The 16,578-nt window shown below is 45.3% G+C and carries 14 protein-coding genes, 1 other RNA gene and 1 pseudogene; 5 read left to right on the top strand and 11 right to left on the bottom strand.

What is annotated here, in order from left to right; translation table 11 throughout:
* Positions 1 to 314: 314 nt before the first annotated feature.
* The 4 genes from ffs to STRDD04_RS07920 all read right to left on the bottom strand — a co-directional run bounded on the left by ffs (position 315) and on the right by STRDD04_RS07920 (position 3,095).
* Positions 315 to 400, bottom strand: an RNA gene (ffs, locus tag STRDD04_RS07905) — signal recognition particle sRNA small type.
* Positions 401 to 438: 38 nt separating this feature from the next.
* A complete protein-coding gene (gene tadA, locus STRDD04_RS07910; RefSeq protein ID WP_062201286.1) occupies positions 439 to 906 on the bottom strand; it encodes a tRNA adenosine(34) deaminase TadA in 468 nt (155 codons plus the stop codon).
* Positions 907 to 1,087: 181 nt separating this feature from the next.
* Positions 1,088 to 1,744, bottom strand: a complete 657-nt coding sequence (locus STRDD04_RS07915) for an HAD family hydrolase (protein ID WP_062201289.1) — start codon at positions 1,742 to 1,744, stop codon at positions 1,088 to 1,090.
* Between the two features lie 58 nt (positions 1,745 to 1,802).
* Positions 1,803 to 3,095 carry an adenylosuccinate synthase gene (locus tag STRDD04_RS07920; RefSeq protein WP_062201292.1) on the bottom strand — a complete coding sequence of 431 codons (1,293 nt, stop codon included), beginning with the start codon at positions 3,093 to 3,095 and terminating at the stop codon, positions 1,803 to 1,805.
* A gap of 260 nt (positions 3,096 to 3,355) precedes the next feature.
* Between STRDD04_RS07920 and gshAB the strand changes: the two genes are divergently transcribed.
* The 3 genes from gshAB to STRDD04_RS07935 all read left to right on the top strand — a co-directional run bounded on the left by gshAB (position 3,356) and on the right by STRDD04_RS07935 (position 7,983).
* Positions 3,356 to 5,608: a bifunctional glutamate--cysteine ligase GshA/glutathione synthetase GshB gene (gene gshAB / locus STRDD04_RS07925; protein ID WP_062201295.1), complete on the top strand. Its 2,253-nt coding sequence runs from the start codon at positions 3,356 to 3,358 to the stop codon at positions 5,606 to 5,608.
* A gap of 248 nt (positions 5,609 to 5,856) precedes the next feature.
* On the top strand, positions 5,857 to 6,702 hold the full coding sequence (locus tag STRDD04_RS07930) for a hypothetical protein (protein ID WP_062201298.1): 846 nt from the start codon (positions 5,857 to 5,859) through the stop codon (positions 6,700 to 6,702).
* 24 nt (positions 6,703 to 6,726) lie between these two features.
* Positions 6,727 to 7,983, top strand: coding sequence for a toxic anion resistance protein (locus STRDD04_RS07935; RefSeq protein WP_062201301.1), 1,257 nt, complete (start codon positions 6,727 to 6,729; stop codon positions 7,981 to 7,983).
* A 76-nt stretch (positions 7,984 to 8,059) separates the two neighbouring features.
* Here STRDD04_RS07935 and STRDD04_RS07940 read toward each other — a convergent pair whose 3' ends face one another.
* Complete coding sequence (locus tag STRDD04_RS07940) at positions 8,060 to 8,878, bottom strand: ADP-ribosylglycohydrolase family protein (RefSeq protein ID WP_062201304.1); 819 nt, start codon at positions 8,876 to 8,878, stop codon at positions 8,060 to 8,062.
* Between the two features lie 113 nt (positions 8,879 to 8,991).
* On the opposite strand from STRDD04_RS07940, the gene hslO reads away from it, so the two are divergent.
* Together hslO and dusB are read left to right on the top strand one after the other, a co-directional pair.
* Entirely contained in the window at positions 8,992 to 9,864 is an 873-nt protein-coding gene (hslO, locus tag STRDD04_RS07945; RefSeq protein ID WP_062201306.1) for an Hsp33 family molecular chaperone HslO, read from the top strand.
* Positions 9,851 to 10,828: a tRNA dihydrouridine synthase DusB gene (gene dusB / locus STRDD04_RS07950; RefSeq protein ID WP_062201309.1), complete on the top strand. Its 978-nt coding sequence runs from the start codon at positions 9,851 to 9,853 to the stop codon at positions 10,826 to 10,828. Before hslO ends, dusB begins: the two co-directional genes overlap by 14 nt.
* A gap of 38 nt (positions 10,829 to 10,866) precedes the next feature.
* On the opposite strand, the gene STRDD04_RS07955 is transcribed toward dusB, so the two are convergent.
* The 6 genes and pseudogenes from STRDD04_RS07955 to ytpR all read right to left on the bottom strand — a co-directional run bounded on the left by STRDD04_RS07955 (position 10,867) and on the right by ytpR (position 16,575).
* Entirely contained in the window at positions 10,867 to 11,541 is a 675-nt protein-coding gene (locus tag STRDD04_RS07955) for a DUF6287 domain-containing protein (protein ID WP_062201312.1), read from the bottom strand.
* A 234-nt stretch (positions 11,542 to 11,775) separates the two neighbouring features.
* Positions 11,776 to 11,883, bottom strand: a pseudogene (locus STRDD04_RS11025) (NUDIX domain-containing protein); the annotation flags it as partial.
* A 355-nt stretch (positions 11,884 to 12,238) separates the two neighbouring features.
* Entirely contained in the window at positions 12,239 to 12,679 is a 441-nt protein-coding gene (locus STRDD04_RS07960) for a GNAT family N-acetyltransferase (RefSeq protein WP_062201314.1), read from the bottom strand.
* Positions 12,680 to 12,694: 15 nt separating this feature from the next.
* Positions 12,695 to 15,124, bottom strand: a complete 2,430-nt coding sequence (locus tag STRDD04_RS07965; RefSeq protein WP_062201316.1) for an ATP-dependent Clp protease ATP-binding subunit — start codon at positions 15,122 to 15,124, stop codon at positions 12,695 to 12,697.
* A 6-nt stretch (positions 15,125 to 15,130) separates the two neighbouring features.
* Positions 15,131 to 15,589, bottom strand: coding sequence for a CtsR family transcriptional regulator (locus STRDD04_RS07970; RefSeq protein ID WP_037615706.1), 459 nt, complete (start codon positions 15,587 to 15,589; stop codon positions 15,131 to 15,133).
* A gap of 359 nt (positions 15,590 to 15,948) precedes the next feature.
* Positions 15,949 to 16,575 (bottom strand): YtpR family tRNA-binding protein, encoded by a 627-nt coding sequence (gene ytpR / locus STRDD04_RS07975; protein WP_062201319.1) that lies wholly within the window; start codon positions 16,573 to 16,575, stop codon positions 15,949 to 15,951.
* Between the last annotated feature and the right edge of the window lie 3 nt (positions 16,576 to 16,578).

Genomic DNA, 16,578 nt, shown 5'->3' on the forward strand with positions numbered 1-16,578 from the left:
ATAAATAAAAAAATTCTGAAACAGATATTTCAAAATTTCTTTAGTATCACTAATTTCCTTGCTGCAGTGCAGACGAGCATTCATATTTTCAATTCAGCCAGACTTGGCGAACTTGATTCATGAAAAACATCTCTAAAATCTACAGCTTTTTCCTGACGAATAAGATTGTGCCCTCTGGCCTTGATTCACTAAGGTAATTTATTCGGTTTACAGGCTCGATTTATTAAATATTGGAACCTAGTTTTCGCTCCGCTCAAACTGCGTCAATGCCTCTAAACTCATCTGCCTCCTTCGGAGTTGATTCTTTAAGAGACATAGAAAAAGAGCACACAGCTCAAATCGCTTAGGGCTGCTGGATTCCTCCCCTGACCCACTTCACGCAGAACTGTTGCTCCACTAATTAGTATAACACAAACTTTCTATTTTGGCTAATTTTCTTCACTTTTTCCTGCGATTTCTGAAAAAGTTCTGCATAATCGCCGCGCATTCTTCCTCTAAAAGGCCAGTTTCGACCTCTACACGATGATTCAACCGCTCATCCGTCAAAATATCGTAGAGACTACCCCCAGCCCCGAATTTCTGGTTTTTCGCCCCATAGATCACCTTGGGAATGCGAGCCAGACCGATAGCTCCGCTACACATGACGCAGGGCTCAATCGTGACAAAAAGCGTCGTATCTAGCAGGCGCCAGCTATTTTCATGCTGATTGGCCTCCTCAATTGCCATGATTTCCGCATGCATGACTGCCCGCTGTAGCTCCTCACGCGCATTATGCCCGCGTCCGATGATGCGACTATCCTTGACCAAGACACAACCAATCGGTATTTCATCATTGGCGAGGGCAATCTCCGCCTCCTTCAGCGCCTCCCGCATAAACATCTCTTTTTCTTCTATTGTGTAGTCCATATTTTCCCTTTTCCGTCTACATTTCTTCTCTCATTATACCATAGGCAATCGCCTGCTCACAAAAAAGTCACCTCAGCGGTGACTCTTCTAGGAGATTATTATGAAAAAGTGTAGGAGTTTAAACAAAGTTAGGAGGTCTTTGTTCATGGTTTTAGTATAGCCTGCCTATCTTAAATAAAGCTTAAGCCTTCTGTCCGTTAATAATCTTCGCAATATCTCCAACTTCCTGAGCGATATAAGTCGCGCTGGCACTTTCCAGCTCCTCTCTATTACCAAAGCCATAAAGGACGCCGATAGAATCAAGCTTTTGCGCTTGAGCGCCAAGCACATCGTGCTCCCTGTCTCCGATCATCAGCGTTTCAGCCAAATTCGTAATTTCCATAGACTCCAAAGCATACTGGATAACATCGCTTTTCCTACTTCGGCTGCCGTCCATGGTCGCGCCAGCTACAAAATCAAAATAATCATACAAACCAAAGTGTTTGAGAATCTGAATTGAGAATTTTTCAGGTTTTGAAGTGGCCACGATTAGCTGTTTACCAGCCTGCTTCAGGGAAGCTAATAATTCAGGAATCTCAGGATAAACTTCATTTTCATAGAGACCTTTTTCAGAAAAATATTCACGATAATACCCCACAGCCTTAAGACTCTCTTCTTCTGAAAAGCCATAAAAGCGCTCAAAAGAGTCCCGCAGAGGTGGCCCGATGAAAACTGTTAAGTCTTTCTTGTCTGGCACTTCAATACCACATTTCGCCAAAGCATACACCACTGAGTTGGTAACTCCCAACTCTGAATTGGTTAAGGTTCCATCTAGGTCAAATAAGAACGTTTGATACATCTTTTCCTCTTTCTGCTTTCAAAAAAGGGAACTGAGCGTTCCCTTTATCTTCACTTACTTATAGATTTGACCAAACACTTTCCAAGATATTGGTCTGCTCACGGCCAGGGCCTACTGAGAAGGTCGAAATGCGAACCCCAACCAGCTCGCTGACACGGCGGACATAGTTGCGGGCATTTTCTGGCAGGTCTTCTAGACTGCGGACACCGGTGATGTCTTCTGACCAGCCTGGCAATTCCTCATAGATTGGCTTGCAACGCTTGAGCTGCTCCAGACTAGCTGGGTAATGGTCAATACGCTCTCCATCTAGGTCGTAGGCCACACAGATTTTCACAGTGTCCAGACCACTCAAAACGTCAATGGAATTGAGAGAAAGATTGGTAATCCCTGACACGCGGCGGCTGTGGCGCATAACAACGGAGTCAAACCAGCCCACCCGACGCGGACGGCCAGTCGTTGTGCCGTATTCATGACCCACTTCGCGAATGCGTTCGCCCACTTCATCAAAAAGCTCTGTTGGGAACGGTCCATCACCGACACGGCTCGTATAGGCCTTGCAGACACCAACCACCTTGTCAATCTTGCTTGGACCAACACCTGAACCAATCGTCACCCCACCAGCAACTGGGTTAGACGAAGTTACAAACGGATAGGTACCCTGGTCAATATCTAGCATCACGCCTTGAGCCCCTTCAAAGAGGACACGCTTGCCTTGATCCAGAGCGTCATTGAGGATGACAGATGTGTCAGTCACATACTGCTTGATTTGCTGACCGTATTCATAGTATTCTTCAAAAATATCGTCAATGTTCATGACTTGACTATCGTACAATTTCTCAAAGAGGCGGTTTTTCTCAGCTAGATTACGCTCCAAGCGCTCTCTGAAAATGTCTTTATCCAAGAGGTCTGCAATACGGATACCAACACGCGCAGCCTTGTCCATATAGGCAGGGCCGATTCCCTTGATCGTGGTACCGATTTTATTGTCGCCTTTCGCTTCTTCCTGCAGGCGGTCCAGCTCGATGTGATAGGGCAGGATGACATGAGCGCGGTCTGAAATCCGCAGATTGTCTGTGGTAATGCCTTCCTCATGCAAATAGGTCAACTCTTTGACCAGAGATTTAGGATTGACCACCATCCCGTTTCCGATTACTGAAATTTTTTCTGGGAAGAAAATTCCTGACGGAATCAAGTGCAATTTATATTTTTTCCCGTCAATTACAATTGTATGGCCAGCATTGTCACCGCCCTGATAGCGAGCAATCACTTCGGCATTGGCCGAAAGGAAATCAGTGATTTTCCCTTTCCCTTCATCTCCCCATTGGGTTCCTACAACAACAACTGATGTCATAATTTCGTCTGAGCTGCGAGAGCTCTTCCTTTCTTAATCTACAAGGCAGGAGTTTCACCTGCAAACGTATCTTACACTTCATTATAAGAAAATTTTGAATTTTTTTCAAGATTGAACAGTTTTTAAATTTGGATTTTCCCCCAATAAATAAAGCAGATAAAAAGAAAAGTTCGGAAATTTCCTAGAAACGTAGCGAATAGTTGTTTTCTGACTTTTTTTGTAATAGACTGAATGTACCATATCAAGAACGGAAGAGAATGATGACAATTGAACGGTTATTAGAAAAGCTAGACCCAGCCAGCCCTATCTTACAAGCGACTTTTGGACTAGAAAGAGAATCCTTGCGTGTGACAGAAACAGGAAAAATGGCTCAGACTCCCCATCCTAACTGTTTGGGCTCTCGCAATTTTCATCCCTATATCCAGACGGATTTTAGCGAGCAACAGCTAGAGTTGATTACCCCCATTGCCACTTCGACTCGGGAAGTTCGCCGCCTGCTGGGGGCCATTACAGATGTGGCTGGACGCTCCATTTCCAGAGAAGAACTCATGTGGCCCTTGTCCATGCCGCCGCAAATCCGAGAAGACGAGATTGAGATTGCTCACCTTGAAAATGCATACGAGCTACGTTACCGCCAAGGTCTAGCAGAAAAATACGGCAAACGGCTCCAAACCATTTCCGGCATCCACTACAATATCGAGCTAGGGAAAGATTTGATGACTGCGCTATTTGAAGTTAGTGGCTTCAAATCACTCAAGGATTTCAAAAATGCTCTCTACCTCAAATTGGCTCGCAATTTCCTGCGTTTCCGCTGGCTGCTAACCTATCTTTATGGAGCAACTCCTCTGGCAGAAGCTGGATTTTACGATAATCCGCCCAATGCTCTTGTCCGTTCACTCCGCAATAGCCATTACGGCTACGTCAATGACGAGCATATCCATGTGTCATTTCGCTCGCTGGAAAGCTATGTCTCGGACATCGAGGCCTATGTCGAGTCTGGCGACCTAAGTGCAGAAAAGGAATTTTACTCGCCTGTGCGCTTTCGCGGGCAAAAACGAAATCGAGATTACCTAGAACAAGGCATTACTTACTTGGAACTGCGCTGCTTCGACCTCAATCCATTTGATGCCTTGTGCATCAGTCAGGAAACTTTGGATACAGTCCATTTCTTTCTCTTGGCCCTGTTGTGGCTGGATGATGTGACGGATAGTGATGAGCAGCTACAAGCCGCCTATGCTCTCAACGATGCTACCGCTTTAGCTCACCCCTTGACTCCTCTACCTGCAGAGGCCGACAGTTCTGCTATTCTCCAAGCTATGGAAAATGTGATCCAACATTTCCATCTCCCCGACTCCTACTGCCAATTACTAGCGCAAGTCAAGGCTGCACTGGCTGATCCCAAACTGACTCTGGCAGGCCAATTATTGCCTCATATTGAGAAGAATTCCCTATCAACATTTGGACTTGCAAAAGCGCGAGAATATCGGGATTATACCTGGACTGCCCCCTACGCTCTCAAGGGCTATGAAAATATGGAATTATCCACTCAGATGCTTATGTTTGACGCTCTCCAGAAAGGCCTCCATCTCGAAATCCTAGATGAAAATGACCAATTTCTCAAACTTTGGCATGGTCAGCATGTGGAGTATGTCAAGAACGGCAACATGACTTCCAAGGATAACTATGTCATCCCTCTGGCCATGGCCAATAAAACGGTCACCAAAAAGATTTTGACGGCAGCTGACTTTCCTGTCCCTGCTGGGGCGGAGTTTTCTTCCCTTGAGGAAGGCTTGACCTATTATCCTTTGATTAAAGACCGACAAATTGTTGTCAAGCCCAAGTCAACCAATTTCGGACTGGGCATCTCTATCTTCCAAGAACCGGCTAGTCTGGAAGCTTATCGCAAGGCTTTAGAGATTGCTTTTTCAGAAGACGCCGCCGTCTTGGTGGAGGAATTTATCGCTGGAACGGAGTACCGTTTCTTTGTCTTAGACGGTCAGTGCCAAGCAGTCCTCTTGCGCGTGGCTGCCAATGTCGTCGGAGACGGTCAGCATACCGTGAGAGAATTGGTTGCCATCAAAAACGACAATCCCCTGCGAGGACGAGACCATCGTTCACCGCTTGAAATCATTGAACTGGGAGACATTGAACTGCTCATGCTGGACCAGCAAGGCTATGGACCAGATGATATTCTACCTGCTGGAGTCAAGGTTGACTTGCGGCGCAATTCCAACATTTCTACTGGCGGAGACTCGATCGATGTCACAGACAGCATGCACCCATCTTACAAGGAACTTGCTGCTGACATGGCAAAAGCTATGAGAGCTTGGGCCTGTGGCGTTGACCTGATCATCCCTGACAGCTCTGCTATTTCCACAAAGGAAAATCCCAACTGCACCTGCATCGAGCTCAACTTCAACCCCTCTATGTATATGCACACCTATTGTGCTGAGGGGCCGGGACAAAGTATCACTCCTAAAATACTGGCTAAACTTTTCCCAGAAATGGACTGATAAAACAAAAATCGCAGGGGATTCCTTGCGATTTTTGCTTGTCTACTTGCAATAGACAACGAACCTTTCGCTCGACAAACAAGGCTTGCTTTCGTGATAGGAAGCAAATCTCTTTCTTGCTTACGCGAACATTCTCAGCAAATCTAAAAGCGCATCCGAATATATAAAATCATTGCACTCTTTATCCTTCAAAAATCAGCTTTTATGTTAAAATAGAGATAACATATTGAGTAGAAAGAGAAAGGTTCATGTCGAGGAGAAATGATGATTCTAACCAGCAACCGGAATGGTTTAGCTGGTTTTGGATACTTATATTTGTATTTGGTTCTGGAATAGTGGCCAGTTATCTGCTCCCCATTGCTATTCTGGGAGCTGTTGGATATGGGATTTATCGTTACCATAACCAGAGAAAAGATCGTATTGAAGCTAAACAAAACAGCATCGGTCGTATTGAATATCTGAAATCAGAGATTGGGCAGGCCGACCGCCGCATTAAAAAATTGGAAAGCTACCAAAAAGATGGCGACCAAGAAAGCTATCAAGATTTAGCTCTACAAATTCTTCCCCAGCTCACCTATATCAAAAATACTGCTAACGACTTACAGGGAGAAATTCCTGCCTCTGTCTACCAGCGAATCCAGACAAAAATTCGTACTGTAACTGCTGAAATCGATGAGCAACTGCAAAAGATAGAACAAGAGAAACAACAAAAGCAAGCTCAGCCAGAAAAAGACAGTCTAGAAGAACTAGCACCAGAATTAGCCGCTACGGTTCGCAATATTCAGATTGACCATGAGGCCATTCTGCAAAAAATCTCTCAATCCGAAAGCAACAACAAGGAAGAGCTGACTGCCATTCATCAGTCCCAGATGGAGCACTACGAAGATATTTTAGAAGGCTACCTCAAAATCAAAGCTTCTCCCAAAGATTTTTACAATGCTGAGGAGCGGCTAGCCAAGGCCAAAGCAGCCATCGAGCAGTTTGACTTGGACCTAGACGAAGCGCTGCGCCAGCTAAATGAAGCTGATTTGAGGGATTTTGACATTAGCCTGCGTATCTTAGACAAAGAAAAGCAAACAAACACTGGCTTTTAAGCTAGATAAACCAAAGGAGAAACTATGAGCCTAGAATTTAATTTTGACATTGATAAAATTGCCAACAATGCCATCAGCAAAAGCGACAAAACAACAGAAATCATCGAAGCCAATACAACTCAAGAAAATGGCCAGCTAACTTTTCTGGAAAAACTGACTCCTGAGCAACAGAGTTCGATTACGGCTAAAGCCCCTCAGCTGGTGGATAATTTCGTATCGGACCAAAATGCCTTGCTGGACTTTGGCCAATCTGCTGTGGAAGAGGTCAACGGTACTGTCAATCGTATCTTAGCCGAGCAGAAAAAATTGCAGATTCCTCAGGTAGATGAGCTCTTAAAAAACACTAACAAAGAACTCAATGGCTTTGTCGCAAAATACAAGGATGCTCAAGTAGCAGAATTGGACAAGAAGCCTAATTTCCTGGAAAAACTCTTCAAACAGAGCAAAAACACTCTTCAAGAATTCTATTTCGACTCACAAAATATTGAGCAGAAAATGGACGGCATGGCTGCAACAGTCGTCAAACAAGAAGATGTTCTGGCTCGCAATATTGTTTCTGCTGAAATGCTGATTGAGGACAATACCAAATCGATTGAAAACCTAGTTGGAGTTATTTCCTTTATCGAAGCTGCTCAGCAAGAATCTGGCAATCGAGCGCTCAAGCTGCAGGCTGAAGTCGCTCAGCTAGATATGACAACTGTTGACTACCAAGTCAAATCGCAAGAATTAGCCCGAATGACAGAGGTGGTCAATACCCTAGAGCAGCAACACACTGAATATGTCAGCCGTCTCTATGTGGCTTGGGCAACCACTCCTCAGATGCGCAATCTGGTCAAGGTTTCCTCTGATATGCGCCAAAAGCTTGGAATGCTCCGTCGAAATACTATTCCAACTATGAAACTGTCTATCGCCCAGTTAGGCATTCTCCAGCAATCCATGAAGTCTGGTCAGGTAGCTGACGCCATCTCGAATGCGAATAACGCTGCCCTGCAAATGCTCGCCGAAACGAGCAAGGAAGTCATTCCTCAGCTGGAGCGGATTTCCCAAAATCCTACTATCGCTGTTGAGTCTGTCACTAAGCTGGCAGAAAGCCTCGTCGCACAAAATCAAGGCATTATCGAAGCTATTGATAAAGGGCGGGAAAAACGCGCTCTGCTAGAAGCCACTGTTATCCAATCTGCAGAGACCATCAACAACTCTGTCAAACTGCGTGATCAAAAGATTATCCAAGCCCTGCTAGATCAAGGCAAGGAAGCCCAGAAAGAATTAACTACGGAATAAGTAAAAGAGCCTAGGTGGCTCTTTTAATGTTTTACTTTTTAAATGACCAATACAGTCCTGTCTTCCGATTATCCCTTTAAAACAAGCAGCTTTCCAACAGTTCTTTATTACGCAGCTGGGATAACCAGTTGTCAGGAATCCCTTCCAAACCGTAGATAATACCAGCCAGACCGCCAGCAACTGCTGCTACTGTATCAGTGTCATCGCCCAAATTAACAGCTTTCAGCACTGTTTCTGGATAGGAAGTGCTGGTTAGCAGGCACCACAGCGCTGCTTCCAAGGTATCCACCACATAGCCACTAGAGCAAATGTCATCTTCGGTCAGCTCTGCTAAAGTTTGCAAACGAGCATAGGTCGTGCTAGTCTCTAAGTCTGATAGTATTTCCGATAGTTGCTGACCTTTTAAGAGCCTACGAGCAATATCCACATAAAGCTGGCAGGCCTCTATGGAAGTCGCATGGGCATGTGTAATACTGGAAACAGCTTCAATATCAGACGGACCAGCTGCCATAAAGACTAGGGGCAGAATCCGCATCAAAGAACCATTTCCATTGGAACACTCATCAGATAGACCGTGTCCTCTTGTCAAAGCTTCGCGAGTCGCATTTCCTACATCGAAGGTCAAACCATCTGGCGTGTAGGCTCCCTCGAAGAGCCAATTTTTAAACCTCTGCTGCATATCGGCAGGGTCAATCTTACCTTTTTCCCTGATAGAATCACAGGTCGCCAAAACAAGACTGGTATCATCCGACCATGTCCCAGCTGGCTGTTGATGACTGCCGTATCCAGTCATACCGGTCGCTTCAAAGCTCCCTCTTTCTTGAAATTCATAGGGTACTCCCAAAGCATCCGCCACTGCTAGGCCATAAACAGCTATCTTTAAATCCTGATTCATCAACTCGCTCCTTTCTGTTTTAACTTGATTATAGCACGATTAAAGAAAAAATCTAAAACAAAAACAAGCACAGACGCGCGCTTGTTTTTCTATTTTGTGTTAAAATAAAAGGTATGGACAAAATTATCAAAACTATATCAAAAAATGGGGCTTTTCGAGCTTATGTGCTGGACAGCACAGAGACCGTTCGGACCGCTCAAGAAAAACATCAAACTCAAGCAAGCTCAACCGTTGCACTTGGCCGCACACTGATTGCCAGCCAAATCTTAGCTGCTAATGAAAAAGGCCAGACCAAGATTACCGTCAAGGTTCTTGGTACCAGCTCGCTAGGCGCAATCATCACCGTGGCAGATACCGAGGGCAATATCAAGGGCTATGTGCAAAATCCCGGTGTGGATATTAAAAAGACAGCCACTGGCGAAGTTCTGGTTGGCCCTTTTGTCGGCTCTGGTCAATTTTTGGTTATCACGGACTACGGCACTGGCAATCCCTATAATTCTATGACGCCACTCATCTCTAGTGAAATCGGCGAAGACCTAGCCTTCTATCTGACTGAAAGCCAGCAAACTCCTTCTGCCGTTGGCCTCAATGTGCTCTTGGATGAGAACGATAAAGTCAAGGTTGCTGGCGGTTTCTTGGTGCAAGCTCTGCCTGGTGCTAAGGAAGCTGATATCGCCCGCTTCGAGAAGCGGATTCAAGACATGCCTGCCATATCGAAGCTGTTAGAATCCGATGACCATATCGAAGCTCTACTGGCTGCCATCTATGGAGATGAGCCTTACAAACGCCTGTCTGAAGAGGAAATTCGCTTCCAGTGTGATTGCAGTAAAGAGCGCTTCATGAATGCTTTGGCCAGCCTTCCAAAGACAGACTTAGAAGAGATGCGTGACCAAGACCAAGGGGCTGAAATCATCTGCCAATTCTGCCAGACAGCCTATCACTTTGACCAAAATGACCTGGAGGAACTGATTCGTGACAAATCTTAATACCCCTTTTATGATTGGAAATGTTGAAATTCCCAATCGTACAGTTCTGGCGCCCATGGCTGGTGTAACCAACTCTGCTTTCCGAACCATTGCAAAAGAGCTGGGAGCAGGTCTCGTCGTTATGGAAATGGTCTCTGACAAGGGCATCCAGTATAACAACGAGAAAACCCTCCATATGCTTCACATTGATGAGGGTGAAAATCCAGTTTCTATCCAGCTTTTCGGCAGTGACGAAGACAGTCTAGCCCGCGCCGCAGAATTTATTCAGGAAAACACCAAGACAGATATCGTTGATATCAACATGGGCTGCCCGGTCAATAAAATCGTTAAAAACGAAGCTGGTGCTATGTGGCTCAAGGATCCTGAAAAAATCTATAAAATCATTAACAAGGTCCAGTCAGTATTGGATATTCCCCTGACAGTCAAGATGCGGACTGGTTGGTCTGACAATTCTCTGGCTGTAGAAAATGCTCTAGCCGCCGAAGCGGCTGGCGTTTCAGCCTTGGCTATGCACGGCCGTACGCGTGAACAGATGTATACCGGTCATGCCGACCTTGAGACCTTGCACAACGTAGCTCATGCCTTGACCAAGATTCCTTTCATCGCCAACGGTGATATCCGCAGTGTGCAAGACGCCAAGCAGCGTATCGAGGAAGTCGGTGCCGATGCTGTCATGATTGGCCGTGCAGCTATGGGAAATCCCTACCTCTTTAACCAAATCAACCACTACTTTGAAACAGGCGAAGTATTACCCGACTTGACATTTGAGGACAAGATGACGATTGCCTACGAGCATCTCAAACGTTTGATTGACCTTAAAGGAGAGCGCATCGCTGTCCGAGAATTTCGTGGTCTAGCGCCACACTACCTTCGTGGTACTGCTGGAGCAGCTAAGCTCCGAGGCGCTATTTCTCAGGCTGAAAGTCTAGCTGAAATTGAAGAACTCTTGCAAATTCAAAAATAAAACAAAAGGAAGCCATTTGGACTTCCTTTTCATTATATTTAGTGCTGAGATACCACAACGCTTGTTACTGATCCATCTGCTCCTGTTGTAATCTGCAGATTGGCATTTCCTTGTCCACTTAACTGAGCATTGTATTTTCCGTCATCCAGAGTATAAGAGTAGGACGCAATGGAGTAATTACCAGTCTTTCCATCAGCAGACTGGACTGTAAACTGGCCGTTGCCTGAAACGGTCACCGTGTTTCCGTTGGCATCTTTCCAAGTACCAGCTGCTGCTGAGAAATCTCCATCTACCATGGTCAGAACTCCCTTGTAACGAGCGTTACTTTCTGCCTGTTTATTCTGAAGTTGGCGGTTACTTTCTGGTGCTTGGACTGGCTGAGTCTGTTGAGGCTGAATGCTTTGTCGGCCTGAAGCCTGCTGAGACTGGACTTGTTGGGGCTGACTTACCTCGACAGCTGGCTGTTCTTGACTCGCAGGGATTTCAGCTTGGCCAGACTGGCCAACTGCTACTGCTGAGGAAGCGCTACTGCTAATCTTAGGGGCACTGCTGATCTTGCTAGATGATGCAGTTTTCGAGCTAGAAGAGGCCTGAACGGTCTTGCTAGAGCTAGTACTTATAGTGCTTTCTTCTTTCTTACCACATGCTCCTAAAAGCAAACTGGAAGCCAGAACCGCAACAGTCATTAATTTTCTATAAGTCCTTGTTTTCATCTTTGTTCTCCTTGTAATAATTTGAAATCCTTTTGTAATGTTATTGTAACATTCGAGGTTTGCTTTGTCAATTATTTAGATAAGAATGTTCCAAATCTTTTCATCTATGCCGAATCACTTCCTTTCAACTTTCTATTCTTGGCATGGTTGATAGGCTTCTACTTATATATTCGTAATTAAAAACGAAAAACAGGACATTCTGTCCTGTCATTCAAATAAATAATCAGCATTCTTTTAGTCTGCTTTTTCTACTTTCAGCCGATCAACTTTTCTCGGTATTTTCTTGGGCACCCGCTTGACTCTAGTCTCCGCTAGGTATTCTCCAAATTTGACCAGAAAATGATAGTTAGTAGATGTCCAGCTTGTTTCTGTCCTTGACAGTGATCGGATTAGCTACCTTAGGAGCCATTATTCGTCGAGCTAGTACATCCAGTAGAAGGCCCTTGACTTCGCCCTAAGCATGACCGTCAATGGAAGTAATAAATCATCTTTTCCTTCGACCTTGTCAGCCTTCTAGCACAATGCGGATGCTGATTTGGCACTCTTTTTTGATAGAATCATTAGCCAAAAGGGTTGACAAAAAATGGTTCGGATAAAATGACGAACAAACGCAGTCACGCCTTTTTTGGTCAATATTCTCTGGAGCTGTCCCATATTCTTATAAGCTGAACAAACCCTTTAAATACTTGATTCTTGCTCAAGTATCCAGTCGAATCAGTTCTGTTAGTCCCTGATCTCGGTAAAGCAGATCATTTCTGACTGAAAATCCCAGTCCCTGCCAAAAACTGTTGCCTTGTTCATTTTTTTCAAAAACGACCAGCGATACTTTATGGATACCAAGCTTTTTCACTGCTGACAAGGCCTGTTCAACCAGAGCCTTGCCCACTCCTTTTCTACGAAAGGCTGGATGGACAGCTGTATGATAAATGTACGCCCGACGTCCATCTGTTCCAACTAGAATAGCACCGATAAAGCTCTCCCCTTCCAAGGCAACTAGACAGGTCTCAGGATTACGCTTCAAAAAGCGGGCAATCCCTTCCTCAGAGTCATCTAGATTATTGAGACCCATACCAGCGCAAGAGACCCACAGCTGGTAAACAAAGGCATAATCCTTTTCTGTCATCACACGAATTTCCATTGTAAGAGTCCTTCCCTAGGCCACTTCAAACTTGAGCTGGCCAGCCTTGACTCCAACTTTGAGCGTTTGACCAGCTGCTAAATCTCCTGTCAGGAGCAGCTCAGACAGCTTGTCCTCCACCTGCGTCTGCAGGGTGCGGCGCAGTGGTCGCGCTCCCATTTCTGGATCGTAACCTTCCCGAGCCAGTAGTTTCAGGGCATTAGCTTGGAATTTAAGAACGATGCCTTGCTCTGCCAGACTCCTAATCAACGGTTGCACCATAATCTTGACAACTTCCTGCATATCCTCAGCAGACAGACTGTGGAAGACTACTTTTTCGTCAATCCGATTGATAAATTCAGGCCGATAGGTCTTTTTCAATTCTTCCAGAATGCGTTTTTCCATATTGGCCTGATCAAAGCGGATATCACGCGCCCCAAAACCAACCGTCTTATCATCCCGCAGGGCCGTTGCCCCCAGATTGCTGGTCATGATAATGATGGTATTGGAGAAGTCCACCTTGCGACCCTTGCTGTCGGTCAACTGGCCGTCATCCAAGACCTGCAAGAGGACATTAAAGATATCTGGGTGAGCCTTTTCCACCTCGTCAAAGAGGAGGACAGAATAAGGTCGATTGCGCACCTTTTCCGTCAATTCGCCGCCTTCCTCATAGCCTACATAGCCCGGAGGCGCCCCGTTGAGGCGACTGGCTGCAAATTTCTCCATATACTCGCTCATGTCAAAACGAATCAGGGCTGATTCATCATCAAAGAGAACTTCAGCCAAAGCCTTGGCCAGTTCCGTCTTTCCGACACCCGTTGGTCCTAGGAACATAAAGGAACCAATTGGGCGTTTGCCAGTGCGGATGCCCGACTGATTGCGACGAATAGCTCGGCTGACAGCCGAAACGGCCTCATCCTGTCCGATAACTCGCTTGTGCAGTTCTTTTTCCAAATTGAGATATTTTTTAGCATCTGTCTGAGTTAATTTCTGCACAGGAATACCAGACAAGCGGCTAAGTGTTTCTAAGATATCCCCTTCTTCCACCTTCAGCTTGTAAACAGCTGGCTCCTGCTCTTTTGCCAGTAGCTGGCTGACTTTTTTCAGCTTCCCAGCCATCAAAGCCTGATCCAAAGGCGTCAAATCAGACTGCTTATAATCCTGCGGTCCCTTATTTTGCACAGTTGCACTAGCCTCATCCAAAAGATCAATGGCAGAATCTGGCAGATGCTTACTTGTTAAATAACGATGAGCATACTTGACTGCTGTTTCAATCGCTTGATCGCTGATGACAACCTTGTGATGCTCTTCGTAGCTCTTTCTCAAGCCCTGCAAAATAGCAATGCTGTCGGCTATAGTAGGCTCTTCAATAGTGACCTTGGCAAAACGCCGAGAAAGGGCTGCGTCTTTTTCGATATGTTTCTGATACTCTTCCTGCGTCGTAGCTCCAACTGTCCGCAAGGTTCCACGAGCCAAAGCTGGTTTCAGGATATTGGCCGCATCCAAGGTCGAATCAATCCCACTGCCAGACCCCATGATGGTATGCAACTCATCGATAAAGAGAATGACATGACCGTCTTCTTCGATGTCATTGATAATGTTGTTCATCCGCTCCTCAAAGTCTCCGCGAAAACGAGTTCCAGCAACGACATTCATCAAGTCTAGTTCCAAGACGCGCATCTTAGCAAGTTCTGCCGGAACTTGACCAGTTGCCACGCGTTGAGCCAAGCCCAAAGCCAGAGCCGTCTTACCAACCCCAGCATCTCCAACCAGTACCGGATTGTTTTTAGTCTTGCGACTAAGAATCTGAATCATCCGAGAAATTTCCTCATCCCGTCCGATGACTGGTTCCAAGCGACCAGTCCGAGCCAGTTCTGTCAAATCTCGAGTATAGTCTTCCAGACCGCCGCTAATTGAAGGAGGCATGCCCATCATATTCGCCATTGTTTGCTTGACCGCCATCATCCCCTTATTCAGACTGCGGATAGCCTTGATTTCTTCTTTGCCCCAGCCGGCACGTTGTTCTAAGAGCTTGCGAAGATTACTGATTTTCGGACCATTGTCCTTATCATCATAGCTAAAACCAGTAGATTCTAGGACTCTAGCTGCCAAGGTACCCTGATCAAACAGAATAGCTAACAAAACATGCTCGGTTCCTAGACTTTTAGCGTGAATAGCCTCGGCAATCTGAGTAGCTTGGGCAAATAGTTCTTCCATTCTGTGAGAAAATGGCAAAAGATCAAAACGCCCATTCTCCTGATACTTCTGCCCAGTAATCTGCAAAGCAGCTTCCTCAAAATCATCAATCTCCATCGGAAATTCGTTTAAAACAGAACCTGCTACACTGTAAGGATTGTTGGCCAAGGCAATCAGCAAATGCCAAGACTCCAAATAATCCGTATCAAAATGGCCCGCTAAAATCTGAGCCGCCTCCAAACTTTCAATTAAGGCTTTTGAATATTTCATCTATGGTTACATTCCCTTTCTGTCTAATTGCTGTAAAATTTTCTTCAACATGCGGGCTCGTATGGCTGGCGCATCATTCCCCAACACCAGATCCGAAGCAGTCGCAAGAAGAAGATTTCCCTCACGTTCCGTCATTATCTTCTCATCGAATAACAGTTGAATCACATCTGTAAAAATTTGCTGGCTGATTCGCTCTCCCACATTGTCAAATAAATCGCAGAACATTTGATGCCGATCTGAAAACTCTATCTTACCAATCCGGATATAACCGCCACCACCGCGCTTGCTTTCCACAATGTAACCGCGACTTTCTGTAAAGCGAGTCTTGATAACATAGTTAATTTGACTGGGAACCACCTGAAAAACATCAGCTAGTTCACTTCGCTTCAGCTCGACAATACCAGCCTGAGCCAGAATGGACTTGATATATTCTTCAATACTGTCTGATGTGTTTTTTGCGCTCATAGCTTGCCTTTCTAGTTTCCTCAGTCGATAAAACAGCTCATCTCAAAACCAAATGTCTAACATTGACTATCTTTGACTTTTATTATACCGAAAATGTTCGGATTTTAAAAGGAAAAGGGCTGAATGAACGTCTAAAAACATTTGATGATTCAAATTAGTAAAAAACGCAAAAATGAGCAAAAGAATGGGACTTTCTGAGTTTGTCTAACCTCCTTACAGATAAAGAAAACACAGCTTTTGCCTGTTCTTCATTACTGACTTGGTTAGCCTTATCGGCCATATTTGTTGAGCAATGCAGTCAAATAAGCAAAAAGAAAAAACTCAAAAAGATTTTTAAAATCTCTTTGAGAATTTTTAATCTATGCTTGCCAATGTTTAGCAGGGTCAAAAGCCGCTCCGACCGTTTCACTATCAGCCAATTCAATGATGCCACGTTTTTGCGGCGCATTTGGCAGCTGAAGCTCGCGCGGACTGCACATCATACCGAAACTCTTTTCGCCCCGAAGTTCACCAGGAAAGATAAGATTACCTTTCGGCATCATAGCGCCAGGCAAAGCCACGATCGTCTTGAGACCAACCTTGGCATTAGGGGCACCAGCAACGATTTGAACCGCCTTATCGGCTGCCACCTGTACTTGACAAATATTGAGGTGGTCACTGTCAGGATGGGCCACCATTTCAAGGATCTCCCCAACAACAAATTTCGGTTCATGGTCATTAATCAGCTCAGCCACAAAGCCTTCTTCAGTCAACTCTTGGTTGAGAACCGCGACTTGTTCGTCCGTCAGATAAACTTGGCCACAGCCTTCAATATTCATCCGATTAGACACCTGGAAAATATTCCAAGCCACTGTTTGACCGTTATCCTCCCGATAAATACGCGCGACATTTCCTTTGCGCTCAGCGGTCAGTTTGGCTCCCTGATTATCGGCAGCAATAATCATGAGGACATCTCCGACATGCTCTTTGTTGTATGTAAAAATCATCTA

It is taken from the genome of Streptococcus sp. DD04 (assembly GCF_001578725.1).
In the GTDB taxonomy this organism is placed as follows: Bacteria; Bacillota; Bacilli; order Lactobacillales; family Streptococcaceae; genus Streptococcus; species Streptococcus sinensis.